This window comes from Pedococcus sp. P5_B7 (genome assembly GCF_054049895.1).
On sequence record NZ_JBFULM010000011.1, the window covers coordinates 49,364 to 75,345 of the forward strand.

Below are 25,982 nucleotides of genomic sequence, written 5' to 3' on the forward strand. Positions count from 1 at the left end.
ATCCTCGCGCGTCACGCGACCTTGGTGCGGTAGGTGCGCATGGCCAGCGCGTAGGCCACGAGGAGCAACCCGAGGCACCAGGCCAGGGCCAGCCACCCGTCGTCACCGAGGGGCTGCTCGGCGTAGAGCGCGCGGATGGTGTTGACGATCGAGGTGACCGGCTGGTGCTCCGCGAACCAGCGCACGGGTCCGGGCATCCCGGCCGTGGGCACGAAGGCCGAGCTGATGAACGGCAGGAAGATCAGCGGGTAGGAGAAGCCGCTCACGCCGTCCACCGACTTCGCCGTGAGGCCGGGGATCACGGCGAGCCAGGTCAGGGCGAGCGTGAACAGGACCAGGATCCCGAGGACGGCCAGCCAGGCGAGCACCCCTGCACCGGAACGGAATCCCATCACCAGGGCGACCAGGACGACGAGCACGAGCGACGTCAGGTTGGCGACGACCGAGGTCAGCACGTGGCTCCACAGCAGCGCCGACCGGGTGATCGGCATGGACTGGAAGCGCTCGAAGATGCCGCCCGAGACGTCGGTGAACAGCCGGAACGCCGTGTAGGCGATGCCCGACGCGACCGTGATGAGCAGGATGCCCGGGAGCAGGTAGTTGACGTAGCTGGCGCCGCCGACGTCGATCGCGCTGCCGAAGACGTAGACGAACAGCAGCAGCATGGCGATCGGGGTGACCGCCGTGGTGATGATGGTGTCGGGGCTGCGCAGGATGTGCCGGAGCGAGCGCTTCAGCAGGACGGTGGTGTCGTGGATGAGGTCGGTGGTCATCGGGCGTCCTTTGCAAGGTGGGCGGTGGCGGCGTCGTGGCCGACGATGGCGAGGAAGATGTCCTCGAGCGAGGGCTGCTTCTCGACGTACTCGACCTGGGCCGGCGGGAAGAGCTGCTTGAGCTCACCCAGGGTGCCGTCGACGATGATCCGGCCCTCGTGCAGGATCGCGATCCGGTCGGCCAGCTGCTCGGCCTCGTCGAGGTACTGCGTCGTGAGGAGCACCGTGGTGCCCTGTCGGGCGAGCTCCCGGATTGTGGCCCAGACCTCGAGCCGCGACTGCGGGTCCAGCCCGGTGGTCGGCTCGTCGAGGAAGAGCACCGCCGGGTTGCCGATCAGGCTCATCGCGATGTCCAGGCGGCGGCGCATGCCACCGGAGTAGGTGCCCGCTCGGCGTCCACCCGCCTCAGTCAGGTCGAACCGTGCGAGCAGGTCGTCGGCGATCGCGCCGGCTTCACGCAGGCGGCGCAGCTGGGCGACGAGCACGAGGTTCTCGCGTCCGGTGAGGACCTCGTCGACGGCCGCGAACTGCCCCGTGAGGCTGATCGACTGGCGCACCAGCTGCGGGGAGGTGGCGACGTCGTGTCCGTTGACGACAGCCGTGCCGTCGTCGGCCTTCACCAGCGTGGACAGGATCCGCACGACGGTGGTCTTGCCGGCTCCGTTCGAGCCGAGCAGGGCGTGGACGGCACCCTCGGGGACGGTCAGGTCGACGCCCTTGAGCACCTCGTGGTCGGCGTAGGACTTGGTGAGCCCGACGATCTCGATGATGGGTGATGGTGTGGTCATGACGCAAGGGTGCAACCCTGACCCTGCGTCAAGGTCAAGCCCGGGGTCGGGAGCGTGCGAGGAGGCCGCTCAGCCGACGATGCGGTCGAGCGTGAGCGGCAGGTCGGTGACCCGTCGACCGGTGGCGTGCCGCACGGCGTTGGCCACCGCGGCGCCGACCCCGACGATGCCCACCTCACCGGCTCCGAGGATGCCCAGCGGCATCTGCGGGTCGGGGTCGTCGAGGGTGTGGACGTCGAGGTGGGGCACGTCGGCCTGCACCGGCACGTGGTACTCGGCCAGGCTGGGGTTCATGATCCGCGCGCTGCGGGTGTCGATCAGGGTCTCCTCCCCCATCGCGAGACCCAGACCCATGACGATGCCGCCGCGCAGCTGGCTGTGGGTCGTCTTGGGGTTCACCACCCGGCCGACGTCAAAGACGCTGGTCCACCGGGTGACCCGGAGCTCACCGGTGTCGGCGTCGACCCTGACCTCGCAGAAGTGCGCGCCGGTGGCCGCCTTCATCCACCGCCTGCTGTCGACCACCAGCTTGGACAGGAACCGCACCTGTCCCCACGCGGCCCGCGGTCCGCTGTCGGCCCCGACCTCGACCGTCAGCGACCCCTCGCCCGCGCGGGTCAGGACCTCCCCGGGGTCTGAACCATCCGGCATACCCGCACGGTCGGCCAGCGCGTCGAGGCGCTTGCGCATCGCGCGGCAGGCGCGCTCGATCGAAGAGGCCAGGCTCGCGGTCTGTCCGGAGCCACCTGCGCCGGGACCCATCGGCAGGTCGGAGTCTCCGTAGACGGCCGTCACGCGCTCGAGGGGCACGTCGAGGCAGTCGGCGACCATCTGGCCGACCACCGTCGCCGTGCCCATCCCCATCTCGTGGAACGCGCAGGACAGGGTGACGCCACCGGTCGCGTCGACGGTCAGCTGGACGTTCGCGACGAACTCCCAGGATGGGTGGATGGCTGCGGCGACACCCCACCCGACGAGGTCCTTGCCGTCCCGCGTGCCGGGGGCGGGGCGGTCGGCCCAGCCGAACAGGTCGCGTCCGCGTTCGAGCGTCTGCGCGAGCCGGCGGTGCGAGTAGCGCGTGCCGTGCACCGGGCTGCGCTCCCCCGGCTGGTTGCGCAGCCGCAGGTCCACCGGGTCCACGCCGAGCTCGACGGCCAGCTCGTCCACGGCGGACTCCACGGCGAAGCTGCCCTGGGCCTCCCCCGGCGCGCGCATCGCGGTGTTGGGCATGAGGTCGAGCTCGACGATCCGCTGCTCGGCCAGGATCGTGGCCGCGTCGTAGAGGTCGAGGCTGCAGGCCACGATCTGGTCGGCCTCGCCACCCACCCGGCCCTTGCGGGACGTGACCTCGTGGATCAGGGCCTCCATGTGGCCCGCGGCCGAGGCGCCGATCGCCACCCGCTGTCGGGTCGGGGTGCGGCCCCCGACCGTGCGGTAGACGCCTTCGCGGGTGAGGGCCAGCCGCACCGGCCGCTGGGCGACCTTGGCCGCCATGCACGCGATGAGCGTCGCCGCCCACACCTTCGACTTGCCGCCGAAGCCACCGCCGACGAACTTCGCCACGACGTGCACGTCACCGGACGGGATCCCGAACCGCTTGGCCAGGTACTTCTGGGTCCAGTCGATGTTCTGGCAGCCTTCGTAGACGGTGAGGCGGTCACCGTCCCACTCGGCCGTCGTCGCGTGGGGCTCGAGGGCGTTGTGGTTGTGCTGCGGGGTGGTGAAGGCCAGGTCCACCTTCACCGGCGTCCTCCCGTATGCCGCCCGCGCGTCACCGCGCTTGCCTCCCGTCGGCGGCATGACGGGCATCGAGCGGACCGGCGTGGAGCTGCCGAGCTCGGCGTCGAAGTCGCCGGTCGGCGTGACCTCGAGGTACTCGACCCGGACCAGCGAGGCGGCGTACTGGGCCGCCTCGAGGGTCTCGGCCACGACGGCCGCGACGGGCTGTCCGTCGACGTGCACCTCGTCGGTGTTGAGGAACGGGATCGTGCTGCCGGCAGCCATCGTCGACAGGTCCATCGGGTTCATCCGGGCGGGTGGTGGCGTGAGCCGCGGGGCATTGTGGTGGGTCAGGACGAGCACCACCCCCGGGTGCGCCTCGGCGACCGTCGTGTCCATCGAGGTGATGCGGCCCCGGGCGATCGGCGCGTGGACCAGGACGGCATGGGTGATCCCGGGGATCGGGTACTCGGCCGAGAAGCGTGCCGTGCCAGTTGCTTTCGCCAGCCCGTCGACGCGGTCGACCGCTCGACCGATGGCGGGGCCGGGCGCACCGGGAGGTGCCGCAGCAGGGGGTGCGGTCGTCGTGGTGGTGCGCTCCGGCGCGATGGTCATGCCGCACCACCTTCGTCACGCAGCCGGCGCAGCGTCGCCGTGATGGTGCGGACGGCCAGCCCGATCTTGAACTCCGTGTCGGGCCCTCCCACCGCGTGCGCCAGCTCGGCCCGGGCTGCGCGCTCGAACTCCGCATCGGTGGCGGGCCGACCGGTCAGCTCCTGTTCGAGCGTGGTGGCTCGCCAGGGTCGATGGGCGACGCCACCCATCGCGACCCGCACCTGGGCGACCGAGCCGTCGCGGACGTCCAGGGCGGCAGCGACCGACACGAGGGCGAAGGCGTAGGAGGCACGGTCCCGCACCTTGCGGTAGCGCGACCGGACGGCCAGCGGCTCCGCGGGCAGGATCACGGCAGTGACGAGCTCGTCCGTGGCCAGCGTCGTCTCGATGTCGGGGGTCTCGCCCGGCAGTCGGTGGAAGTCACCGACGGCGATCGTCCGGGTGCCGGTGCGACTCACCACCTCGACCTCGGCGTCGACCAGGACCAGCGCCACCGCCAGGTCCGAAGGATGCACCGCCACGCAGTGCTCGCTGGCCCCGAGGATGGCACCCATCCGGTTGTGGCCCGAGGCGGCGTCGCAGCCAGCGCCCCTCTCCCGCTTGTTGCACGCGGCAGCCTGGTCGTAGAAGTAGAGGCACCGCGTGCGCTGCAGCAGGTTGCCCCCCACCGTCGCCATGTTGCGGATCTGGCCCGAGGCGCCCATGACGACTGCCTGGGCCACGACCGGGTAGCGCTCGCGCACCAAGGGGTGCGCGGCCAGGTCGGTGTTGCGCACGCCGGCTCCGATGCGCAGTCCACCGTCGGCGGTCTCGGTGATCTCCCCCAGCGGCAACCGGGTCACGTCGACGAGGACGTCCGGCGCCTCGATGCCCTCGCGCATCAGGTCGACCAGGTTGGTCCCCCCGCCGAGGAACTTCGCGCCGGGCAGGTCGACGATGGCCGCCAGGGCCTCGTCGACACTGGCGGGCACGGCATACGAGACCGGCCTCATCGGTGACCACCCACGGCGTCGGCGTAGGCGGTGATGGCGTCCACGATGCCGTTGTAGGCCCCACACCGGCACAGGTTGCCGCTCATCCGTTCGCGCACCTCGAGCTCACTCGAGTCGGGTTGCGCTGCAACGTGTTCGGCGACTGCGCTGGGCACTCCGTCATCGAGCTCGCGCAGCATCCCCAGGGCCGAGCAGATCTGGCCCGAGGTGCAGTAGCCGCACTGGAACCCGTCGGCCCCGATGAAGGCCCGCTGGAGGTCGTGCGGCTGCTCCGGGGTGCCGACGCCCTCGATCGTGGTCACCTCGCGACCCTCCAGCTGCGCCACCAGCGTGAGGCACCCCAGCACGCGCCGCCCGTCGACGAGGACCGTGCAGACGCCGCACGCCCCCTGGTTGCAGCCCTTCTTGGTGCCGGTCAGGTCGAGTCGCTCGCGCAGCAGGTCGAGGAGGCTCACCCCGGCCTCCACGGCCACCTCGGTCGGCGCGCCGTTGAGCGTGAAACGGACTTCGGGGGTGGTGCTGGACCGCACGGTCACGGCGTCTCCCTTCCTCAGTCCGGAGACTAGTCCAGCGCCGGAAAGTGTCGCGAGGTCTGCGACGGCGTCCTCAGCGCCGCCACCAGGCGAGGTCGAACCGCAGCGGGAGCGGCCCGTCGATGATGCCGAGGCGACGAGCGACCCACAGTCCTGCCCGCCAGAGGAGCCACACCCCGAAGAGGGCCAGGGGGATCGTCGTCCAGACCACCAACCGCGCCCTCCAGACCGCGGCCGAGTTCCAGTAGGGCGAGCCCGCGAAGGCGTCCTGCCGCCACGACATCTGGCCTGCGAAACCAGCCGTGCTCCCGACCAGGGGCGGCCCGGCCACCGGGCCGGTGTGGCCGCTGACGGTCACCAACGGGGTGCCCCCACGCCACGTGATGCCGTCGACGGAGTAGCGCGAGTGCAACAGCACGATGCGCGCCGGGGTGGGCTGCCCGGAGCTCAACAGACCCGCGAGATCCCACGTCACCAGGGCGGAGTCGTCGATGCGGGAGGTGTCCGAGGCTGACATCGCGACCGTGCGGCCGTCCGGAGACACCGCAGCGACAGTGGAGGTCAGGTTGAGGGTCTCGGGATAGGTGAGCTGTCCCCGGGCGCGCCAGGAGTCGTCCCCGATAGACCACGTCTGGATCTCCATCGCCGCCTCCGACTGCGAGCCGTAGGCCACCATGAGGGTGCGGTCGTCGAGCCAGCCACCCATCACCATGCTGCCCCGGGTCACCTGCTCCAGGGCCGACGCGCCCGGGATCGTGAGCTGGGTGCCGTCCGGGGTCGAGACGACGACGTCGCTGGACGGCTCGTAGGCCCGCGCGTAGTGGGCCGAGTCCGGCGCCCAGGCCGCCCAGAGCTGGGTGTCGTCAGGTGCGCCCGGCTGGACCACGCTCGCACTGGTGCCCTTCACGAGGTCGTAGACGCGCCGACCGTCGACGAGCCAGCGCCCGTTCGGTGACAACGCGGCATACGAGCGCTGGTTCCACGACCCCGGCAGCTTCCACGCCGTCCCCTTGGAGTCGATCGTGTACACCGTGCTGCCGTCGAGGACCGCCACGGTCATGGCCCGGTGGGCGGTGAGGGCGTCGGCGGCGAAGTAGGGGTGCGCGAGCACCGACGGGTAGGTGTCGGGTGCGACGGTCTGGGCCGGCTGCGGGGTGGTCGGCGGCGCGGGCTGGGAGAGGCTCGGCCAGCTGACGAAGGCCACGAGGGCGAGCGCCAGCAGCGCGGCCGCGCCACCTCCGAGCCGCGTGCGGGCCCGACGCCGCGCACCCTGTGCCCACAGCGCCTCGACGGGTGGTCCCGCGGACGGCCGGACGTCCTTGACCAGGCCGTCCAGCGCCGACCCGAGTGGTGAGCTGGTCATCGACGGACCTCCGTCCTGCCAAAGGTGGGTGCGAGCTCCGGGGCGAGGGCCCGGAGGCGCGCGAGGGCGTGCCTCGTCTGGGACTTGACCGTGTTGACCGAGCAGCCGAGCGCCTCGGCGGCCTCCACCTCGGTGCGGTCCTCGTAGAACCGGAGCACGAGGACGGCCCGCTGCTTGGGGGTGAGCCGGGCGAGCGCGTCGGCCAGGGTGAGTCGCGCGTCGGCGTCGACCTCGTGGTCTCGGCTCCGGGAGCCGAGCCGTTCGGTCACCTCGACCGGGTCGGGCTGGTGCCGGCGCCACCTCCAGGCGTCGACCGAGCGGGTGTAGAGGATGCGGCGGACGTAGGCCTCCGGTGAGCCCGCTGACGAGACGACTGACCACCGTTGGGCCGCGCGCGCCAGCGTCTCCTGGACGAGGTCCTCGGCTGCGTGCGCGTCGCCGGTCAGCAGGGTCGCGGTGCGCAGCAGTGGCACCCAGCGGGCTCGGGCGAACGCCTCGAAGTCCTCACGCGGCTCCACGCCCGCCCCCCTCCCTGTCGCCCACACTCCACTCCACACCCTCTAGGACGGACGATGTGGGAGGTCCGGGTGGAACCCCCGGGCGAGTTTCCCCGCGGGGCGTCACACCGGATGTCCCCCACCTCGCCGTGCCTGCTGCGCAAGAATGACCCATGCCCACCTGCCCGGATGATCGCCCTCCCCTGCCGCCAGCGGCGGGGCAGGCGGTCGGGCGCGGGTCGGGTGGAGTGCGGTGACCCGCCTCCTGACGGTCCTGCGCCGGTGGGACGTCGCCGCGGCCATCGTGCTGCTCGGCGTCTTCGTCCTCGGCGCAACGGCCGTCAGGTTCGCCCCACCCGGGTCGTCGGTGGCCGTCTGGTGGCCGGCTGCGGGGCTGGCGGTCGCATTCCTGCTCGCCACCGGACCCAATCGCCGACGAGCCGCCATCGTGCTCGTCGGGATGGTGGTGACCAGTGGCCTGGCGAACCTCTACGGCGGGAGGCCCCCGCTCGCGGCGACCTGTTTCGGGTTCGCCAACACCGCGGAGGCCGCGGTGGTCTGGTGGGCCATGACGCGCGGCAGCCACCGCCCGCGACTGGCCTCCCTGGAGGACCTCGGCCGGCTCCTGCTCGCCACGCTCGCGGGAGCCGTCGTCTTCGGGGTGCTGGCCGGCCTCACCGTCACCTACACCCTCGACCGCACGTTCTTCCCGACCGCCTACGCCGTGACCGCCTCCCACGCGGCCGCTGTGCTCACCCTCGCGCCGTTGGGGGTCGCCGTCTCCACGAAGGCCACGATCCCGTGGCGCCTGGAGGACGCCCTCCAAGGCATCGTCCTGCTCGCGGTCACCCTGTGGGTCTTCGCCTCGACCAACGGACTCCCCCTGGCATTCCTCCCCCTGCCCGTCCTCGTCTGGGGCGCGACGCGGTTGGACCTACGAGCCCTCGCGACCCAGCTGGCCGTGCTCGGGGTGATCGTCGTCCTGCTCACCAGTTCGGGCTATGGGCCGTTCGCCGTTGCCGGGAAGTCCGGTGCGGTGGCCCCTGAGACGGTCGGGGCGCTGACCCAGGCCTTCCTCGTGACCGCGGCGGTGACGGGTCTGGCGCTGGCCGTGGCCTCGACCCAGCGCCGCGACGCCTTGGCCGACCTGTTCAGCGAGGCGACCTTCACGCAGACGGTCCTCAACTCGGCAGCGGCCACCGCGATCATCGGCACCGACGGCTCAGGCACCATCACCCTCTTCAACCGCGGTGCCAGCAACCTGCTGGGCTACCAGTCCGAGGACGTCGTCGGCTCGCTCAACTGGGTGGAGCTGCACGAGCCGGCGGAGGTGGCGGCCCGGGCGGCGGAGCTCGGCCTGGCACCGGGCCCGCAGGTGCTGGTCCACGGGCTCGACCAGGCCGGCCGCACCGAGACGCGCGACTGGACCTGGGTGACCCGTGACCAGAAACGGATCGTGGTCGACCTCACGATCAGCCCCATCGTCGACCAGGATGGCTCGGTGATCGGCTACATCGGCGTCGCCGAGGACGTCACCGAGCGCCGGGTCGCCTCGGAAGCGGTCCAGCTGGCGCTGCAACGCGAGCGAAACGCTGTCGAGGAGCTCACCGCCCTCGACCAGACCAAGACCGACTTCCTCTCCTCGGTCAGCCACGAGTTCCGAACCCCGCTGGCCAGTGTGCTCGGCTACACGGAGATGCTCGAGGACGGGGCGGTCGGCGAGATGACGACCAAGCAGCTCGACCTGGTGTCCCGGATCGACCGCAACGGGCGACGGCTGTTGGGCCTGATCGAGGACCTGCTGCTCAACTCACGGATCGAGTCCGGCCAGCTCAACCTGGCCCGTCGACCCTGCGACCTCGCAGCCATCGTCGACCATGCCTGGGAGGCCACCGGCCCCCTCACCCAGCGGCGCTCACTCCACCTCCGCCACGAGATCGTGACCCGACCGGTCACCGTGGACGGCGACGACACCGCCATCGAGCGGGTCGTCCTGAACCTGTTGTCCAACGCGGTGAAGTTCACGCCCGACGGCGGCATCGTGACGCTGACCCTCGACACGGTGCGGGACGCCAGGGGCGTCGGCAAGGCTCGACTGGTGGTGAGCGACAGCGGCTACGGGATCTCCGAGGAGGACCAGCGACAGGTCTTCCGCCGCTTCTTCAGGTCGACCGACGCGACCGAGCGCGCGGTGCAGGGCACCGGTCTCGGGCTGTCCATCGTGCAGGCGATCGTCGAGGGGCACGAGGGCTCGATCGAGGTGGAGTCCCTGCTGGGGCAGGGCTCCACCTTCACCGTGCTCTTCCCGCTCGCCCCGGCCTTCGCCCCGAGCGCACCGCTGCGCTGACCACAGGCAGCCGGGTATGCCGATGAGTCGCCGCCCGCGCGCCGGTCTACCTCCCATGGACACCTACCAGCGGGACCCGGGCGTCGACGCCTACCTCGACCCGCTGCCGCACTGGCAGCGCGAGCTGTGCCAGCGCTTGCGCGACCTCGTCCACGCCGCGGATCCCGGGGTGCGCGAGGTCGTCAAGCGCCGGGTGCAGCCCTACTTCGTGTTGGACGGCAACGTGTGTGCGCTGCTGGCCACGAAGGACCACGTCAACCTGTTTGTCTACGACGGCGCGATCGTGCCCGACCCACACGGTCTCGTGACCGGCGGGCACGACAACACGACAGCCCGGACGATCGCGTTCTGGGAGGGCGACCCCGTCGACGAGCCGGCACTCCTGGAGTTCCTGCGCCAGATCGTGGCCAACAACCGGGCCGGCGGCTGGCGCCGGATCAAGGACGGCTGAGCCTGCTCAGGTCAGTGAGCTGAGGTCCGGCGGCACGTCCACGGCGTGCTGTTGGAGCGCCTGGAGAGGAACGACCCGCAGGACCGCCTCGTTGGTGGCCGCGAGCACGACGTGCGCTGCGGCCCCGTCGCGGTGGGCGCGGGCCCAGTTCAGCGCGGTGACGCACCAGCGGTCGCCCGGCACGAGGCCGGGGAAGCCGTACTCCGGCATCGGGGTCGAGAGGTCGTTGCCGATGCCGCGCTGGTGCTCGAGGAACTCGCTCGTGACCACGGCACAGATCGTGTGGCTGCCCAGGTCCTCCGGGCCGGAGGTGCAGCAGCCGTCGCGGTAGAAGCCGGTCAGCGGGCTCGTGCCGCACTCCTCCAGCTCGCCACCCAGGACGTTGCGCTCCGCCACGATGTCTCCTCCGGCCTCGTCGAGGGCTGCCTCAGGGCAGTCTGCCCTAGCGCGACTCTTCGCGCAGACGCGGCTCCGTGCGCAGCTCGGGGTGGATCCCGCGCTTGTCGCGGTAGAACTCGCGGACCTTGTCCATGTCGGCCACGACGTCAGCCGTGGCGGTGATGGTCGGACCGAATCCGGCTGTGCGAGTAGGCCCGTCGATGAAGGCCAGGGCGATCGGGAGCTTGGCGGTCCGCGCGATGCGCCAGAAGCCGGACTTCCAGTACTCGCCCTTCTTGCGGGTGCCCTCCGCCGCGAGGATCAGCAGGAAGGGCTCACCGCTGCGCGCCTCCCGCACGAGCTCGCGCACCACGGCACCGGGGTTGTCCCGGTCGAGTGGGAGGCCACCGAGCCGTGGCAGCAGCCAACGCAGCGGACCCTTGAACAGCTCCTTCTTGATCAGCACCCGGGGCGTCACGCCACCGCGCCACATGATGAGCAGCATCATCACGAAGTCCCAGTTCGAGGTGTGCGGCGCGCCAACGAGGACGCCGGTCCGGGGCACCTCCCCGACGGCAGTCCAGCGGCTGGCCCGCAGCACGAGGCTGGCGAGTCGACTCCTCATCAGTGCCTCTCGGTGGGGCCACTGCCCTCCCGGGGCGGTGGCGCACAGTGCCGGCCGCGCAGGACGTACGGATCGGTGGGTGAAGGCTACCCGGCCCCTGATGGCGGTTCCCGGATCGGGTCCGCGGCCCTACAGTCCTGCCATGGGAGAGATGAGCATGAACAAGGCCATCCACGGCGCCTTCCGGCGCGACCTCGACCGCTTCATCGCCGCGCTCGAGACGTTCCAGCCCGGCGACCGCGCCAGGGCAGCACAGCTGGCCACGGCCTGGGCGAACTTCGACGACCAGCTCACCTATCACCACGAGGGTGAGCACGAGATCGCCTGGCCCGCTCTGCACGCGGTGGGAGTGAGCACCGAGCTGCTCGACGCCATGGACGCCGAGCACGAGACCATGGCTGCCGCGCTCGCCGAGACCCGCGTCGCCATGGCCGGCCTGCTGCGTGACCCGGGCGCCGCGCAGGCCGCGGCGGCGAAGGCCTGCTTCGAGACCCTGCGCATGGTGACCGTGAGGCACCTCGACCACGAGGAGGCCGAGCTGGAGCCGGTCTACCAGGCCAAGAAGGACACCCCCGAGATCAAGGCCATGGGGAGGGCGTTCGGGAAGACCGGCCTGGCCCGCGGCGGACGGTTCTTCTCGTGGGTCCTCGACGGCGCGTCACCCCAGGAGCGGGCAGGCGTCACTGCAAGCGTGCCGGCACCGGTCCTGTCGGTCATCGGCGGGATCTTCGGGCGTGGCTACCGCAAGGAGATCGCACCCATCTGGTCGGCGACCCCTCCGCGCCGATAGGTGCTGCGGGAAGTCCACCCTTCCTCCCTCTCCAACGTATAGCGCACAGGGAGCCTTGCGGCAAGGCCCCACTCCTGCCTCAGAATCGTCCCTCGTGACCAGGACGAATGAAGGGGGCAGCCACCGCATGCACGAGGTCGACAGCGACGTGGGGGTTCGGGGTTCCGAGGCGAACGGGTCAGGTGCGTTCGACCTGCCGGACCGCCTGTCGGCGAAGGCAGACCGAGGTCTCATCGCCCGCGACGACGAGCACTTCCGGGCCATCCAGCAGAGCCTCGACGAGACCATCGCCGAGCTGACCGAGCGCCTGGACGCCGAGCGCACGGCACCGGCGAGGGCCGGGCAGGAGGTGCTGGAACGCGACCTCGAGGTGCACCGGCTGACCGCGCGGCTGCGCGCCCTGCACCGCTTCGGCCTCGACCTGTGCCTCGGGCACATGGTGCCCGAGGACCCGGCTGCCACCGACGGAGGCGAGCCGGTCTACGTCGGCCGGCTCGGGCTCACCGACCGCACCGGCCGCCAGCTGTTGGTCGACTGGCGTTCCCCCGCGGCCGAGCCCTTCTTCGCAGCGACCCACGCGAACCCGATGGGCTTGACCTTCCGGCGCCGCTACCGCTGGTCCCGCGGCCGCGTGAACGACTACTGGGACGAGGTCTTCACCGCAGACGGCTTCACGGGTCACGCCGCGGCCCTCGACGACCAGTCGGCGTTCATCGCCAGCCTGGGCAGCAACCGCTCGGCGCGGATGCGCGATGTCCTCGGCACGATCCAGGCCGACCAGGACTCCATCATCCGGGCGAGCTCCCGCGGTGCCCTCGTGGTGGACGGTGGGCCCGGTACGGGCAAGACGGTGGTGGCACTGCACCGCGCGGCATACCTGCTCTATGCGGACCCGAGGCTGGGTCACCGCCGCGGTGGGGTGCTCTTCGTCGGCCCGCACCAGCCCTACCTGGCCTATGTCTCGGACGTGCTGCCCAGCCTGGGCGAGGAGGGCGTCCAGACCTGCACCGTGCGCGACCTCCTGCCGGAGGGCGCCACCGCGAAGGCTGAGACGGACCCCGAGGTGGCCCGCCTCAAGTCCTCCGCCGACCTCGTGCGCGCCGTCGACCAGGCCGTGCGGTTCTACGAGGAACCACCGAGCGTGGCGATGACGGTCACGACGCCCTGGGACGACGTGCGGCTCACCCCCGATGACTGGGCGACGGCGTTCGCTGCCCCAGACCCCGGGACCCCGCACAACGAGGCGCGCGAGCAGGTCTGGGAGGAGCTGGTGGCGATCATCGTCGACCAGCACGACAAGGACGTCCCCAGCCAGCTCCTGCGCCGGTCGCTCCAGCAGGACCGCGAGCTGCAGGATGCGCTCAACCGCGCGTGGCCCTTCGTCGAGGCGACCGACCTCGTCGGGGACCTCTGGTCGGTGCCGGCCTACCTGCGGATGTGCGGCCCCTGGCTGAGCCCGGAGGAGGTGAAGTCGTTGCAGCGCAACGACGCCACGGCCTGGACGGTGTCGGACCTGCCCCTGCTCGACGCCGCGCGGGCGCGGCTCGGCGATCCTGAGGCGTCTCGCCGTCGGCGCCGGCACGAGGCAGCGGTCGCGGCCGAGCGCGAGCAGATGGCCCAGGTGGTGGAGCACCTCATCGCGACCGACGACTCCGAGATGAAGGTCATGTCGATGCTCAAGGGGCAGGACCTCAAGGACCGCTGGGTCGACGAGGGTGCACTCCAGGTCGACGACCAGGACCTGCTCGCCGGGCCGTTCGCGCACATCGTCGTCGACGAGGCACAGGAGCTGACCGATGCCGAGTGGCAGATGCTGTTGGCCCGGTGCCCGTCGCGCAGCTTCACGATCGTGGGTGACCGGGCGCAGGCGCGGCATGGGTTCACCGAGTCGTGGCAGGAGCGGCTCGAGCGGGTGGGGCTGGACCGCAGCAGCCTGTCCTCGCTCAGCATCAACTACCGCACCCCGGAGGAGGTCATGGCCGAGGCCGAACCCGTGATCCGTGCCGCGCTCCCCGACGCCAACGTGCCGACGTCCATCCGCAGCAACGGGGTTCCCGTCGTCCACGGCTCGACCGCAGACCTCCGGTCGGTGCTCGACACGTGGCTCGCGGCCCACCCCGAAGGGGTCGCCTGCGTCATCGGCGACCCGAGCTTCGAGGCGAGCGGCCGGGTCCGGTCGCTCACCCCCGAGCTCGCCAAGGGCCTGGAGTTCGACCTCGTGGTGCTCGTCCGCCCCGAGGCCTTCGGCGACGGGATCGAGGGCGCGGTCGACCGCTACGTCGCGATGACCCGCGCCACCCAGCAGCTGGTGCTCCTCACCGGCTGACCACCGACGCAGCAGCGTCCCGGAACACGTACGCCGCGCCCGCCCCTCTCCGGGGCGGACGCGGCATACGCGGTCGGTCGGGTCAGCGCCTCCGGTCAGGCGGCGACGACGCCGAAGCCACCCGTCCAGGTGACCTTCTCGCCGGCGGCGAGGGTGATCTGCAGGAAGCCGATCGCCTCGAGCTCGCGCGCCCGCGAGAGGGAGCCCGCGTCGATGGCCTCGAGGCCACCGGAGGTGATGACACCGGCCAGGTCGCTCTTGGCGTCGGCGTCGTCGCCGGCGATGAGGACCGTGGTGCCGAGCGGGCCGACGTTGCCCGCGGCGAGCGTGCCGGCGAAGTTGGTGTTGAACGCCTTCAGCACGCGGGACTGCGGGAGGGCCTCGGCGATCTCAGCCGTCGCAGAGCCGTCGGACGCGACGGTGAGCGAGTCGAAGGTCTCGAAGTTCAGCGGGTTGGTGATGTCCACGACGACCTTGCCGGCCAGGCTCTCGCCGCGCTCGGCGAGGACGGTGTTGATGGCCGGGTACGGGACGGCGAGGACCACGATCTCGCCCGTGACCTGCGTCGCCGCGTCGCCCTGGCCGAGCAGCTGGACGGTGTGTCCGCCGCGGCCTGCGACGGCCGCGATGGCCTGGCCCATGCTGCCGGTGCCGATGATGGAGAGGTGTGCCATGAGGTGCTCCTGGGTTCTGGGCGACGGGTGTCGCATCCGGTTTAGTTGTTGGTTCAAGTAACACCATACACGATTTAGTTGTTCCTTCAAGTATTCGCTAGACTTGTCTCATGGAACCGAGATGGCTGGACGCGGACGAGCGCGCGGCGTGGCTGCGCCTGATCGCCGTGGTGGAGCTCCTGCCCAGTGCGCTCGACGCACAGCTGCGCCGAGACTCGCAGCTCACGCACTTCGACTACTACGTGCTCGCGATGCTCTCCGAGTCGCCTGAGCACACGCTGCGGATGACTGCCCTCGCAGCGCGCACCAATGCCACCCTCCCCCGGCTCTCCCACGTCGTGCGCAGGCTCGAGGACCGCGGGCTGGTCGAGCGGTTCCCGTGCCCCCAGGACGGCCGCGCCACCAACGCCCGCCTCACCTCGGCCGGCTGGGACGCCGTCGTGGCGGCTGCACCCGGGCACGTGGAGGCCGTCCGACGCCACGTGCTGGACCCCCTGACCTCGGCGCAGGTGACCCAGCTCCGCGAGATCTGCGACGCCCTCCTGCCGACGCTCGACGCCGACCGGGCGCTGGCCCCGCTCTACGACACGACCACCTGAGCCCGCGCGACGGGTCAGCGGCTGTCGACCTCGAGCCGCATCACCCAGCGCCACTTGGCGATCTGGCGGTCGCGCTCGAACCCGAATTCCTCGAACAGGGTCTCGGGACCTGTGTGGAAGTAGGCCCCGCGCTGGGCCGGCCTGGCCTCGACCTGCTCGGGATAGGCCTCGCCGATCCCCCCACCGGCGTCGCGGATGGCGTCGATGACCCCGGTCACCGCTGCCCGGGCCACGCCTTGACCCCGGTGTCGGCTCCCGGTGAAGATGCAGCCGATCCGCCAGTCGGGCCCGCGGGTGAGCTCCTTCTCGTAGGCCTTGGGATTCTTGATGTTCGGGAGCTCGACGGGCGGACCGAACTGGCACCACCCCACGCAGGCATCGCCGTCGTAGGCGAGCACCTGGTGGACGGTGCCCGCACGGACGTGGGCCTGCTTGGCGGCCCGGTTGCCCGCGACCGTCTTCCCCGCCCCCACCCCCTCGGGGTGGAAGCCCATGCACCAGCAGCCGCCCCAGACCCCGTTGTTCGCCTCGACGAGCGCGGCGAAGTCCGGCCAGGTCTCCTCGGTGAGCAGCCGCGTCGTGAACGAACCAGCCGTGGCGGTGGTCTCCTGTCCAGCCATGCCGGCAGCATCCCACCAGCCGCCGACAACGCCCTGCTGTCAGCGCACCACCGTCAACGGGGGGCCGGCCGGGCACCCGCGTCTGGGACGGCGACCCGGCCGACTCGAGCGGGACTAGTCTCGGGAGGTGAGGATCGAGGAGCTCGACTGGGCCGACACCCCTTGGGGAGCCATCAGCCTCCGCCGGCGGTGGGACCGCATCACCGAGCGGGACGTGCACGAGGTCAAGCTGGGTGACGACTTCCTCATGTCGAGCCAGTTCACCACCGGTGAGCAGGAGCTGTCGCGCATCGGCCTCGCCGCGGTGACCGGTGCGTCGCTCACGGTGCTGGTCGGTGGCCTCGGCCTCGGCTACACCGCGCTGGCCGCGCTCGAGGACGACCGGGTGACCGAGCTGACCGTCGTCGAAGCGCTCGAGCAGGTCATCTCGTGGCACCAGCGCGACCTCCTGCCCGACACGGCGGGGATGGCCGCCGACCCGCGCGTACGGCTGGTGCTGGATGACTTCTTCGACCTCGTGCGCACCGGCCGCGCCGACCGCACCTATGACGCCGTCCTGCTGGACATCGACCATGCACCCGACTGGCTGCTGCGCGACGACCACGGCGACCTCTACACGGTCGAGGGCTTCGCGCGGGTCGCCGCCCTGCTCACCGACCACGGCGCCTTCGCCCTCTGGTCGGACGAACCGCCCGAACCCGAGGTCGTGCGGCGGATGGGTGCGGCCTTTGACCACGCCGACGCCCACGTGGTCCCGTTCCCCAACCCGCTGACCGGTGGCGAGTCCACCAACACGGTCTACCTGGCAGTCCGACCGCGGCGCTGACGACGCCGGCGGCTAGTGGCTAGTGGCTAGCGGCTAGTGGCTCACCATCGAGCCGAGCCGGTCGCGGGCGATGTGCTCGACGAGGACTGGGACGAAGTCCCGGATCGGCCCGGTGAGCTGAGAGTGCGCGACGCGCACGGCGGCCTCGACGACCTGCGGGTCGAGGTCGGGGAACCGGTCGGACAGCCGTTCCTGCACCTCACCGAGCGCGGCGACCTCATCGTGGGTGTCCATCCGGACAGTGTGAACCTCACCCAAACGCGCGGCAAGAGGTCATCGGATGCTGGGCAGCGGCCGCCTGCGACGGCACCAGCCGCCTGTAGGCAGACCGCGCGTGGGATCCTCTCAGCAACGTCAGCCTGCGAAAGGCAGCCCACCCGATGAGTCCCCAGCCGACCGATCCGGGCACCGCCGCGTCACTGGTCGGGCCCTATCTGGCAGCACAGTTCACCGTCCTGCTGGAGGCGGACGGCAGACTCCGGGAGGGCGACGAGTCGGTCGTCCATGGCGGGAGGGTCGCGACTCGTCGCTCACGCAGCGTTGTTCGACACTCCTGCAAGCGAACACCTGGACCACGAGCTGCGCTGGTGGGCCAGCATCATGGGCCCGGTGCGCGATCTACAGGTCCTGCAGGACCGACTCGACGCGTTGGTGGCCGACCTCGACGAGGAGCTGGTGATCGGTCCGGTGCGCACCCGGATCGACGTCGAGCTCGGCCGCGACCGGCTACAGCACTGGTCGGCCGTGGTGGAGGCGCTGGCCGGTGAGCGCCATCGCGCAATGGTCGGCCACCTCGGGCGATGGCAGGTCGCGCCGCCCTGGACCGCGAAGGCCACTCGGGCCGACTCGACCCTCGACGGCATGGTCCTGGACGCTGACCGCACCGTCGCCACGCGACTGGCGCGCGCTCGACGCTCGGGCGAGGTGGAGGACATGCACCGCGCCCGCAAGGCAGCCAAGCGGGCCCGGTATGCCGCCGAGGTGGTGTCACCCGTCAGGGGAAAGGCGGCGCTGAGGACCGTGGACCGCTACCGACGGCTCCAGGACCTCCTCGGCGAGCTTCAGGACAGCACCGTGAGCGCCCAGCTCCTGCGACGTCTGGCCGACACGGCAGACAAGGCACCGGGCGAGAGCAGCTTCACCTTCGGCCTGCTCCACGAGCGCGAGCAACGACGCGCCCGCGAGACCGCGGGGGAGGCAAAGCGTCTCGCCAGGCGCCTGTTCACCTGACGGACGCCGTGCCGACTCGAACGGCTCAGCTGGATCGAGTCGGACTGGTCCCTCGCGCACCGCGGATCTTCATGCGCAACCGGGCAGCGCGAGCGGGAACGTGCGAGCAGCCCGTGCGACGTCGAAGCACGTCGTCCCCGTCCCGTCCCAGACGATGTCGGCACCCGGGAGCGGCGCCAGCTCAGGCTCGGGCGAACGACCGTTGCCCTGGGTGATGTTGCCCTTCACGACGCCGCCCGTCGGGGTCGGGTCGAGTGCGGGATCTAGCGCGGCGATCGCGGCGGGCAGGGAGATGACGCCGATCCCCGCGCTGTGGTTGCCCGACACGACGTTGCCCTCGACCCGGACGTCGTCGCCGGCAGCGTTGAGGATCCCGATCCCGCTGGGGAGCAGGCCGATGAACCCGTCGGCGAGGTTGGGCAGGTCGTTGGACGAGGCGACGTTGCGACGCAGGACGACGTCACGAGTGACCTTGACCGGCCGCCCCGGGGAGATCTGCACGAAGAAGCCGACGGAGTTGCCGGTGGCGACGTTGTCCTCGACGACGACCCGAGTCGACAGCTCCACCTCGATGCCCACCGTGTTGGTGTGCGCGACGTTGTGGTCGATCACCACATCGGTGCACTGGCCGACGTAGATCCCCGAGTCGACCGACCCGGTGACCTGGTTGTGGTCGACGCGACCGCGTGAGCACCGCACCGGGAAGGGACCGTAGAGGGGGTTGTCGACATAGGTCGTGCCGGTGAGCCGGAAGTCGTCGACCCCGCTGAGCTGAACGCCGGTGAAGTCGTAGCCACGGACCGTCAGGCCGTTGAGGGTGAACCCGTCGATGCGGGAGCCGTCCGTCGAGCGCACTCGGATGCCGATCCGCGCGCCGAGTCCGCTGCCGTCGAGGATCGCGTCGGTGGGACCGGCGATGGTGAGGCCGGGTGTTGTGACGTTGACGGTCTCGCGATAGGTCCCGCGCGGCACGAGGACCCGGTCCCCTGGGAGGGCCGAGTCGACCGCGGCCTGGATGGTCGACGTGACGACGATGTCGCGCCCGGGGGTGCTGGCCGAGGCTGACGGCGCGACTCCGGACCAGCCTCCGAGCGCGGCCAGGACGATGGCGAGGGCGGGGACCGCCCTCCGTGGCGTGTTGTTCATGACGTGACCTCTCTGGGTGGGCCCGGGGGCCGGGACGAGCTGACACTCCACGGTCAGGTCGCTCCACATCTCGGGGCGTCACGGAAACTGCTGATCTTCCGGGCGATCGCTCGGCAACGGGGCCCAGGCGGTGTCACGATCAGCTATGGCTCAACGGGTCTTGCTCGTCGACGACCATCCGGGGTTTCGCCGGATGGCCAGGCGACTGCTCGAGAGTGGTGGCTACGACGTCGTGGGCGAGGCCGGCACCGGCGCAGAGGCCCTCGCGGCGGCCAGACTGCTCAGCCCCGACCTCGTGCTCCTCGACGTGTTGCTGCCGGACACCAACGGTGTGGTCGTCGCTGGCCAGCTCGCCGACCTGGCCCCGCCACCGCGGGTGATCCTCATCTCGAGCCGGCTGCGCGCGGACCTCGCACCGCTGCTCTCCGGTGCCCGCGTCCTCGGGTTCCTCCAGAAGGACGAGCTGACGGTGCCGCACCTGAGAGACCTGGCCGGATGAGCGCGGCCGCACCCGCAGCCGGGCTGACCGGGCCCTCGCGGGTGCGACAGCTCTGGCTCCTCGCGGCTGCCGTCACCTGCCTGGCGCTGAGCCTGTGGGCCACCGTGGCGACTGCCCATCGAGCGGCCCCCAGCGCGGTGGCGCGGGAGACGGTGTTCGCGCTGAGCTGGATCGTGGTGGGGGCCGTGGCCATCTGGCTGGGTCGCTCCCGGATAGCGGTCCGGATCCTCACCCTCGCCCTCGTCCTGTCGGCCAACTTCGCCGGCAGCTTCGGGCTGCTCAGCCAGGCGCCCCACACCCGACTCATCGACACGGTCACCGTCTTCCTGGTGCCGCTCCAGGCCCCGGTGGCCGGTCATCTCCTCCTGACCTATCCGACGGGCAGGCTCGACGACCGGATCGCCCGACAGCTCGTCCGTGCCGCCTACGCACTTGGCGCGACCGAGTCCGTGCTCACCGTGATCGGTCACACCCGGCCGCTGTGCCAGGGGTGCGCCGAACCACTGCTCCACCTCGGTCTGTCGCGATCGGTGGCCAGACCCTTGGCGGCCGTGATCAGCGCGCTGTGGCTGATCCTCCTGCTGGTCTTCCTCTGGCAGGTGGTCCGGCAGTACCGCCGCGCGGGTGAGCGGCAGCGCCGGCTCCTGCGGCTGCCCTACGCGGCGATCCTCGTGGCCGCCGTGTTCTACGCCGTCCTCGTCGTCGTGGCGGGTCTGCAGGGCCGGTCCCCCTGGGGGCTGTCACCCACCACCCTGACCGCCATGCAGGTCGTGGCCCTGCTGGGTGTGCCGCTGAGCTTCCTCGTCGGGCTCCTTCGGGAACGCCTGTCCTACAAGCGGATCGGCGACTTCGTCGTGTCCTCGGCATCGTCCCCGGACACGGACCTCGAGCGAGCTCTCGGCACGGCCGTCCGGGACCCCGGGCTGCGGATCGCCTTCCCCGTGGGCGATGGGTATGTCGACCCCCGCGGAGGCGTGGTGGCGACGCCGGCACGGGGGCCCACGACAGAGGTCACCGTGGTCGGTGCTGCCGACGCGCCCCTGGCCCTCATCACCCACGACCGATCCCTGGCGGACGAGCCGGCACTCCTCACCGCGGCCGGGTCCGCGACGCGGTTGCTCCTCGAGAACGCCCGCCTCCAGGCCGAGGTCCGGTCCCAGCTGCTCGAGGTGCGCGAGTCCCGCTCCCGCATCGTCGAGGCCGCCGACGACGCCAGGGCCCGCCTCGAGCGGGACCTCCATGACGGCGCCCAGCAGAGGCTGCTGGCGATCGGACTCGCGCTGACCCTCCTCGAGACCCAGCCAGGTGATCGTGAGGTGCTCGAGAACGCCAAGGACGAGGTGACCGGCGCGCTCGCGGAGCTGCGGGCACTCGCGGCGGGGATCCACCCGGCGGTCCTCACGGACCTCGGGCTGATGCCTGCCCTCGACGCCCTGGCTGGGCGCATCGGAGCGCTGGTCACCGTCGGCGCACCGCACGGCACCCCGCGGCGCCAGCCCCCTGCGGTCGAAGCCGCCGCGTACTTCTCGACGGCGGAGGCCGTGACCAACGCGGTGAAGCACGCCAGCGCGACGCGGGTCGCGGTCACGGTGGAGCAGCGCGACGCCGTCCTCGTCGTCACGGTCGTGGACGACGGGGTCGGCGGAGCCGACCCACGAGGGCAGGGACTGACGGGCATCCGCGACCGGCTCGCCTCCGTGGACGGCACGCTCACCATCGACAGCCCACGCGGGGGCGGCACCACCCTGACGTTCGGGATCCCCTGCGCCACGCGGCATACGACCACACCTGGCAGTGGGGAGGCTCGGTGAAGGTCATCGTCGCCGACGACAGCCTCCTCGTGCGGGAGGGCATCTCCGCGTTGCTGCGGGCTCGGGGGCACGACGTCGTCGAGGCCGTCGAGGGGCCGGCGCGAGTGCCCTCCCTGGTGCGAGCCCATGGGCCGGACGTCGTCGTCGTCGACATCAAGATGCCACCGACGTTCACCGACGAAGGGCTGCGGCTCGCAGCCGAGCTGCGGCACAGCCACCCGACCGTCGCCGTCCTCGTCCTGTCCCAGTACGTCGTCGGAGGGTATGCCGCGTGGCTGCTCGAGCGTGCGCCCCACCGAGTCGGCTACCTGCTCAAGGAGACGATCCTGCGCGCCGACGTGCTCGAGGACGCGATGGTCCGGGTGGCAGCCGGTGGCACGGTCGTCGACCCTGCCGTGGCCGAGTCCCTCGTCCGCAGCTCCGCAGACAGGCTCGGACTCACGGACCGCGAGCTCGAGGTGCTGCGACTCATGGCAGAAGGGTTGTCCGACAAGGGGATCGCCGATCGGCTGACCCTCAGCATCCACACCGTGGGCACGCACGTCCGGCACCTCTTCACCAAGCTCGACCTCCCCGGGGGCGCGGCCGACAACCGCCGCGTCCAGGCCGTGGTCACCTACCTGACGGCCCACCGTGCGGCGGGCTGACGCCCTCCCCCTGCTGACCCGCTCCCCGACCGGCCGCGGCGCCCCGGTGAACCCTGCGACGGGCCCGACGCGGCATCACCGGGGTGGGGTGCGCGGACCCTTCGCGACGACCTCGTGGAACAGGTGCAGGTAGTCCTGGACCATCCGCCGGGAGTCAAAGCGCTCCACGGCGGCGTTCCGACAGGCCCCTCGATCGAGCTCGCCCACCCGCGCCACCGCGGCTACCGCCTCGTCCACGTCCGTGACGAGGAAGCCGGTGCTCGCGTGCTCCAGCAGCTCCGGCATCGAGCCGATGGACGTGGCGATGACAGGGGTTCCAGTGGCGAGGGACTCGACCACGGAGAGGCCGAAGGGCTCGGCGAAGCTGATCAGGTGCAGCAGCGCCAGGGCACCGCCGAGGAGACGGTCTCGCTCGGCGGGTCCGACTGGGCCGACATAGTGGACGTGACGTCCGTCGACGTGCGGCAGCACCTCCCTGGCGAAGTAGTCCTCGTCCTGGACGATGCCCGCGATCACGAGGTCGAGGCCCGTGCGCCGGGCGACCTCGATGGCTCTGTGGGTCCCCTTGTCGGGGTGGATCCGCCCCAGGAACAGCAGGTACGTGCCCGGCGCCGAGACGAAGGTGAAGGCGTCCGTGCCGATGCCGTGGTGGATGGTGGCTGCGTAGTCAAGGGTCGGGTCCCGGTCCGAGTCGCTGATCGCCACGTAGTGCGCGATGTCGTCATACGCGCGGTACGCCGGAACGATCCGCGGCGACGAGAATCCGTGGATCGTGGTGACGACGGGGGTCCGGACCAGCCGGCTGTAGGTCAGCGGCATGAAGTCGAAGTGGTTCGCCAGCACGTCGAACTCGCCCGCGCGTTCGAAGGCTGCCGCGTTGTGCAGCCCTTCCCAGACCTTGGCGTCCAGGCCCGGAGCCTCCTCGTAGCCGTGCGGGGCGGTCGCGTGCAGGTGGGCGCTGGTCGCCGAGTCGGCGGTCGCGAAGAGCGTCACCTCGTGACCGTGCTCGACGAAACCTTCCGTGAGGGTCGAGGCGATCTGCTCCCACGGCCCGTACCCGAGCGGCGGCAGCCGGTGGGCGATCGAGGCGATGACGCCGATCCTCATCGGTCCTCCAACAGGCTGGCGGCGGCTGGCGCGGCAGGTGTCGGGCTTCGCGGTCGGGTCTGCATCGCGGCTGGCGTGACGGGGCGTCAGGTGGCTCACCCTAGCCCCGCTGGTCCGGGTCGCGTTCCGGCCAGCGAGCAGGCGGCCCTCGACCCAGGGGTGCGGTGTTACCGTAGGGACCTCGACGCCTCGCCCTGGAGACGAGGCGCATCACGGAGATCTCCGGCCGTGACCGGCCTGCGCGTGTCCACTCCGCGACGGCCCCCAACGCATCGTGCGTGCAGATCCAGCCCTTCGGGTGGCTGTGCTCCGCGACGACAGCCGACGCGGGGTCTACAGGAAGGCACCGCGCCATGTCCGTCTCTTACGGCATTCTCAGCACCTACCCGCCGACCCAGTGCGGCCTGGCCTCCTTCAGCCGGTCCCTGGCGGACTCCCTGCGCTCACCGGACACCATCGGGGTGGTTCAGCTGGTCGACGCGGTCGGGGAGGCCTTCCCCCACGACGTGGTGCACCAGTGGGTGCGCGGGAGTGCCGGGGGTGAGGTGGCGGCTACCGCCGCGCTCAACCAGTTCGACGTCGCGATCGTCCAGCACGAGTACGGCATCTACGGAGGGCGGGACGGGCTCGACGTGCTCGACGCGGTGGCCGGGCTGCGCGTGCCCGTGGTCCTGGTCGTCCACACCGTCCTCACCGAGCCTTCGCACCGCCAGCGCCTCATCGTGCGGGAGCTGGCGTCCCGGAGCGCCGTCGTGGTCACCATGACCAAAGCCGCCCGGGAGCGGCTCGTGAAGCACTACGAGATCGACGCGGACACGATCTGCGTCGTCCCCCACGGAGCCCACCCGGGCTACCTGGCTGCGCGCTCGGTGGCCGAAGCCCCGGGCGCGGCGCCGACCACTGATGCCTCTCCGTCCCGTCGTCCGGTCGTCCTCACGTGGGGGTTGCTGGGCGATGGCAAGGGCATCGAGTGGGGCATCGAGGCGATGGCCCAGCTGCGCGACCTGCACCCCGTCTACCGCATCGTCGGACAGACCCACCCCAAGGTGCTCGAACACGATGGTGAGAGATACCGGGACCGGCTCACTGACAGGGCCCGGCGCTTCGGCGTGACGGACCTGGTGGAGTTCGACGCCCGCTACCTGGACCCGGTCTCGCTCCAGAGGCTCGTGGCCGAGGCGGACGTCGTGCTGCTGCCCTACGACTCCACGGAGCAGGTCACCTCTGGCGTCCTCGCCGAGGCCGTCACGGCCGGCAAACCCGTGGTGTCCACCGGGTTCCCGCACGCGGTCGAGGCCCTGGGCAGCGGAGCGGGACTCCTCGTCGCCCGGCAGGACCCCAGGGCCATCGCCGACGGGGTGCGGAGAGTGCTGACCGACCCCGAGCTGGCTGCCTCCATGTCGGCCGAGGCGATCCGCATCGCTCCGGAGATGCTCTGGCCCGCTGTCGCCCAGCAGTACCGCACCCTCGCGAGCCACGCCCTCGCGAACTCCGCCCTGGCAGCGGTGTGACGTCGTGACCCTCGCAGCCGCGCACCCCTCCGTCGTCGCACCGGTCTCCTTCCGTCACCTCTTCCACCTCACGGACCGCATCGGCCTGTTCGAGCACGCCGACCACACCCGTCCCCGGCGCGACCACGGCTACTGCGTGGACGACGTGGCTCGCGGGCTGGTGGTGGTTGCCCGCGAGGCGCACCCGTCCCCTGAGCTCACGCGGCTCGCCACGACATACCTGCACTTCGTGCTTGACGCCCAAGGGCCCGACGGAGGATTCCGCAACCGTCGCACCGTCCTGGGTGACTGGACTGACGAACCCAGCGTCGAGGACTGCTGGGGCCGCGCCCTCTGGGCCCTGGGCACCGCAGTGGCCCGGGCTCCCGGGCTCGCCGACTGGCAGGCCTTGGGCGCCTTCACCGCTGGCGCACAGCTGCGTTCGCCGTGGCATCGCTCCATGGCGTTCGCGGCACTCGGCGCCGCCGAAGTGCTCACCATCAGCCCGCTGCACGTCCCGGCCCGCACCCTGCTGGGGGATGCCGCCCGGCTCATTGCGGGACCGACGCCCGGAATGGGGATCGCCCCGACGATCGTGCCCGGGTGGCGCTGGCCCGAACCGCGTCTGCGCTATGCCAACGCGGTCCTGGCGGAGACGCTCATCGCAGCTGGGTCGTTGCTCGGGGTCTGGAAGTGGCTCACCGACGGACTGGGCATGCTGGCCTGGCTGCTCGAGACGGAGACGTCGGCGGGTCACCTCTCCCCGACACCGGCCCACGGGTGGGCCCTGGGCGAGCCGCGCCCCGCCTTCGACCAGCAGCCCATCGAGGTGGCCGCGCTCGCGGATGCCTGCTCCAGGGCGTTCGACGTCACCGCCGATCCCCGGTGGCAGGCTGCGGTGCAGCTGTGTGCGGACTGGTTCGACGGGGCCAATGACGCCGGCACCAGCCTGCGCGACCCGCTGAGCGGCGGGGGGTGTGACGGTCTCCACGAGTTCGGGCGCAACGAGAACCAAGGCGCTGAGTCGACCATCGCGCTGATCTCGACGATGCAACAGGCACAGCGCGTCGGCGTCGCCGGGTTGTGACCACCGACGCCCCCTGGGTCCATCGAGCCCCCCTGACCCTGCGGCCCGA

26 protein-coding genes are annotated in these 25,982 nt (G+C 71.3%); 12 read left to right on the forward strand and 14 right to left on the reverse strand.

What is annotated here, in order from left to right:
- Positions 1-11: 11 nt before the first annotated feature.
- From ACXJKD_RS19980 to ACXJKD_RS20010, 7 genes are all read right to left on the reverse strand, one after another.
- Positions 12-773 (reverse strand): ABC transporter permease, encoded by a 762-nt coding sequence (locus ACXJKD_RS19980; protein ID WP_457256746.1) that lies wholly within the window; start codon positions 771-773, stop codon positions 12-14.
- Complete coding sequence (locus ACXJKD_RS19985) at positions 770-1,561, reverse strand: ABC transporter ATP-binding protein (RefSeq protein WP_457256748.1); 792 nt, start codon at positions 1,559-1,561, stop codon at positions 770-772. Before ACXJKD_RS19985 ends, ACXJKD_RS19980 begins: the two co-directional genes overlap by 4 nt.
- 69 nt (positions 1,562-1,630) lie before the next feature.
- Complete coding sequence (locus ACXJKD_RS19990; RefSeq protein ID WP_457256750.1) at positions 1,631-3,895, reverse strand: xanthine dehydrogenase family protein molybdopterin-binding subunit; 2,265 nt, start codon at positions 3,893-3,895, stop codon at positions 1,631-1,633.
- Positions 3,892-4,887 (reverse strand): FAD binding domain-containing protein, encoded by a 996-nt coding sequence (locus tag ACXJKD_RS19995; RefSeq protein WP_457256752.1) that lies wholly within the window; start codon positions 4,885-4,887, stop codon positions 3,892-3,894. The genes ACXJKD_RS19990 and ACXJKD_RS19995 overlap by 4 nt, the downstream gene beginning before the upstream one ends.
- A complete protein-coding gene (locus ACXJKD_RS20000) occupies positions 4,884-5,423 on the reverse strand; it encodes a (2Fe-2S)-binding protein (RefSeq protein WP_457256754.1) in 540 nt (179 codons plus the stop codon). Before ACXJKD_RS20000 ends, ACXJKD_RS19995 begins: the two co-directional genes overlap by 4 nt.
- 70 nt (positions 5,424-5,493) lie before the next feature.
- Positions 5,494-6,783: a hypothetical protein gene (locus ACXJKD_RS20005; RefSeq protein WP_457256756.1), complete on the reverse strand. Its 1,290-nt coding sequence runs from the start codon at positions 6,781-6,783 to the stop codon at positions 5,494-5,496.
- Positions 6,780-7,301, reverse strand: a complete 522-nt coding sequence (locus ACXJKD_RS20010; protein ID WP_457256758.1) for a SigE family RNA polymerase sigma factor — start codon at positions 7,299-7,301, stop codon at positions 6,780-6,782. The genes ACXJKD_RS20005 and ACXJKD_RS20010 overlap by 4 nt, the downstream gene beginning before the upstream one ends.
- Positions 7,302-7,533: 232 nt before the next feature.
- Between ACXJKD_RS20010 and ACXJKD_RS20015 the strand changes: the two genes are divergently transcribed.
- Complete coding sequence (locus tag ACXJKD_RS20015) at positions 7,534-9,627, forward strand: ATP-binding protein (protein ID WP_457256760.1); 2,094 nt, start codon at positions 7,534-7,536, stop codon at positions 9,625-9,627.
- A 55-nt stretch (positions 9,628-9,682) separates the two neighbouring features.
- The gene (locus tag ACXJKD_RS20020) at positions 9,683-10,078 is read left to right on the forward strand and encodes a DUF1801 domain-containing protein (RefSeq protein WP_457256762.1); all 396 of its coding nucleotides are present in this window, start codon (positions 9,683-9,685) and stop codon (positions 10,076-10,078) included.
- Between the two features lie 6 nt (positions 10,079-10,084).
- Here ACXJKD_RS20020 and ACXJKD_RS20025 read toward each other — a convergent pair whose 3' ends face one another.
- Both ACXJKD_RS20025 and ACXJKD_RS20030 read right to left on the reverse strand, forming a co-directional pair.
- Positions 10,085-10,474 carry a DUF2237 family protein gene (locus ACXJKD_RS20025; RefSeq protein WP_457256763.1) on the reverse strand — a complete coding sequence of 130 codons (390 nt, stop codon included), beginning with the start codon at positions 10,472-10,474 and terminating at the stop codon, positions 10,085-10,087.
- 46 nt (positions 10,475-10,520) lie between these two features.
- A complete protein-coding gene (locus ACXJKD_RS20030) occupies positions 10,521-11,081 on the reverse strand; it encodes a 1-acyl-sn-glycerol-3-phosphate acyltransferase (RefSeq protein WP_457256764.1) in 561 nt (186 codons plus the stop codon).
- A 142-nt stretch (positions 11,082-11,223) separates the two neighbouring features.
- Here ACXJKD_RS20030 and ACXJKD_RS20035 point away from each other — a divergent pair, with 142 nt between their 5' ends.
- Both ACXJKD_RS20035 and helR read left to right on the forward strand, forming a co-directional pair.
- On the forward strand, positions 11,224-11,871 hold the full coding sequence (locus ACXJKD_RS20035) for a hemerythrin domain-containing protein (RefSeq protein ID WP_457256766.1): 648 nt from the start codon (positions 11,224-11,226) through the stop codon (positions 11,869-11,871).
- Between the two features lie 127 nt (positions 11,872-11,998).
- Complete coding sequence (helR, locus tag ACXJKD_RS20040; RefSeq protein ID WP_457256827.1) at positions 11,999-14,197, forward strand: RNA polymerase recycling motor ATPase HelR; 2,199 nt, start codon at positions 11,999-12,001, stop codon at positions 14,195-14,197.
- Positions 14,198-14,292: 95 nt separating this feature from the next.
- On the opposite strand, the gene ACXJKD_RS20045 is transcribed toward helR, so the two are convergent.
- On the reverse strand, positions 14,293-14,871 hold the full coding sequence (locus tag ACXJKD_RS20045) for an NADPH-dependent F420 reductase (RefSeq protein WP_457256767.1): 579 nt from the start codon (positions 14,869-14,871) through the stop codon (positions 14,293-14,295).
- Between the two features lie 110 nt (positions 14,872-14,981).
- On the opposite strand from ACXJKD_RS20045, the gene ACXJKD_RS20050 reads away from it, so the two are divergent.
- Positions 14,982-15,470 (forward strand): MarR family winged helix-turn-helix transcriptional regulator, encoded by a 489-nt coding sequence (locus ACXJKD_RS20050; RefSeq protein ID WP_457256769.1) that lies wholly within the window; start codon positions 14,982-14,984, stop codon positions 15,468-15,470.
- Between the two features lie 14 nt (positions 15,471-15,484).
- On the opposite strand, the gene ACXJKD_RS20055 is transcribed toward ACXJKD_RS20050, so the two are convergent.
- Positions 15,485-16,090 (reverse strand): GNAT family N-acetyltransferase, encoded by a 606-nt coding sequence (locus ACXJKD_RS20055; protein WP_457256771.1) that lies wholly within the window; start codon positions 16,088-16,090, stop codon positions 15,485-15,487.
- Between the two features lie 127 nt (positions 16,091-16,217).
- Between ACXJKD_RS20055 and ACXJKD_RS20060 the strand changes: the two genes are divergently transcribed.
- Entirely contained in the window at positions 16,218-16,916 is a 699-nt protein-coding gene (locus tag ACXJKD_RS20060) for a spermidine synthase (RefSeq protein WP_457256772.1), read from the forward strand.
- 33 nt (positions 16,917-16,949) lie between these two features.
- On the opposite strand, the gene ACXJKD_RS20065 is transcribed toward ACXJKD_RS20060, so the two are convergent.
- Positions 16,950-17,150 carry a three-helix bundle dimerization domain-containing protein gene (locus tag ACXJKD_RS20065; RefSeq protein WP_457256774.1) on the reverse strand — a complete coding sequence of 67 codons (201 nt, stop codon included), beginning with the start codon at positions 17,148-17,150 and terminating at the stop codon, positions 16,950-16,952.
- Positions 17,151-17,420: 270 nt separating this feature from the next.
- Here ACXJKD_RS20065 and ACXJKD_RS20070 point away from each other — a divergent pair, with 270 nt between their 5' ends.
- On the forward strand, positions 17,421-18,146 hold the full coding sequence (locus ACXJKD_RS20070; RefSeq protein ID WP_457256776.1) for a CHAD domain-containing protein: 726 nt from the start codon (positions 17,421-17,423) through the stop codon (positions 18,144-18,146).
- Between the two features lie 69 nt (positions 18,147-18,215).
- Here the strand turns inward: ACXJKD_RS20070 and ACXJKD_RS20075 are convergent, their stop codons facing one another.
- Positions 18,216-19,292 (reverse strand): parallel beta-helix domain-containing protein, encoded by a 1,077-nt coding sequence (locus tag ACXJKD_RS20075; RefSeq protein ID WP_457256777.1) that lies wholly within the window; start codon positions 19,290-19,292, stop codon positions 18,216-18,218.
- 145 nt (positions 19,293-19,437) lie between these two features.
- On the opposite strand from ACXJKD_RS20075, the gene ACXJKD_RS20080 reads away from it, so the two are divergent.
- Genes ACXJKD_RS20080 through ACXJKD_RS20090 form a run of 3 tightly spaced genes read left to right on the forward strand, consistent with a single transcriptional unit; the run spans position 19,438 to position 22,249 of the window.
- Positions 19,438-19,791: a response regulator gene (locus ACXJKD_RS20080; RefSeq protein ID WP_457256779.1), complete on the forward strand. Its 354-nt coding sequence runs from the start codon at positions 19,438-19,440 to the stop codon at positions 19,789-19,791.
- Positions 19,788-21,602 (forward strand): sensor histidine kinase, encoded by a 1,815-nt coding sequence (locus ACXJKD_RS20085; RefSeq protein WP_457256781.1) that lies wholly within the window; start codon positions 19,788-19,790, stop codon positions 21,600-21,602. Before ACXJKD_RS20080 ends, ACXJKD_RS20085 begins: the two co-directional genes overlap by 4 nt.
- Positions 21,599-22,249 carry a response regulator transcription factor gene (locus ACXJKD_RS20090; RefSeq protein ID WP_457256783.1) on the forward strand — a complete coding sequence of 217 codons (651 nt, stop codon included), beginning with the start codon at positions 21,599-21,601 and terminating at the stop codon, positions 22,247-22,249. Before ACXJKD_RS20085 ends, ACXJKD_RS20090 begins: the two co-directional genes overlap by 4 nt.
- Positions 22,250-22,324: 75 nt before the next feature.
- Here the strand turns inward: ACXJKD_RS20090 and ACXJKD_RS20095 are convergent, their stop codons facing one another.
- Positions 22,325-23,356 (reverse strand): glycosyltransferase family 4 protein, encoded by a 1,032-nt coding sequence (locus tag ACXJKD_RS20095; RefSeq protein WP_457256785.1) that lies wholly within the window; start codon positions 23,354-23,356, stop codon positions 22,325-22,327.
- Positions 23,357-23,709: 353 nt separating this feature from the next.
- Between ACXJKD_RS20095 and ACXJKD_RS20100 the strand changes: the two genes are divergently transcribed.
- A complete protein-coding gene (locus ACXJKD_RS20100) occupies positions 23,710-24,867 on the forward strand; it encodes a glycosyltransferase (RefSeq protein ID WP_457256787.1) in 1,158 nt (385 codons plus the stop codon).
- A gap of 4 nt (positions 24,868-24,871) precedes the next feature.
- Positions 24,872-25,933 (forward strand): glycosyltransferase, encoded by a 1,062-nt coding sequence (locus ACXJKD_RS20105; RefSeq protein ID WP_457256789.1) that lies wholly within the window; start codon positions 24,872-24,874, stop codon positions 25,931-25,933.
- Positions 25,934-25,982 lie beyond the last annotated feature (49 nt).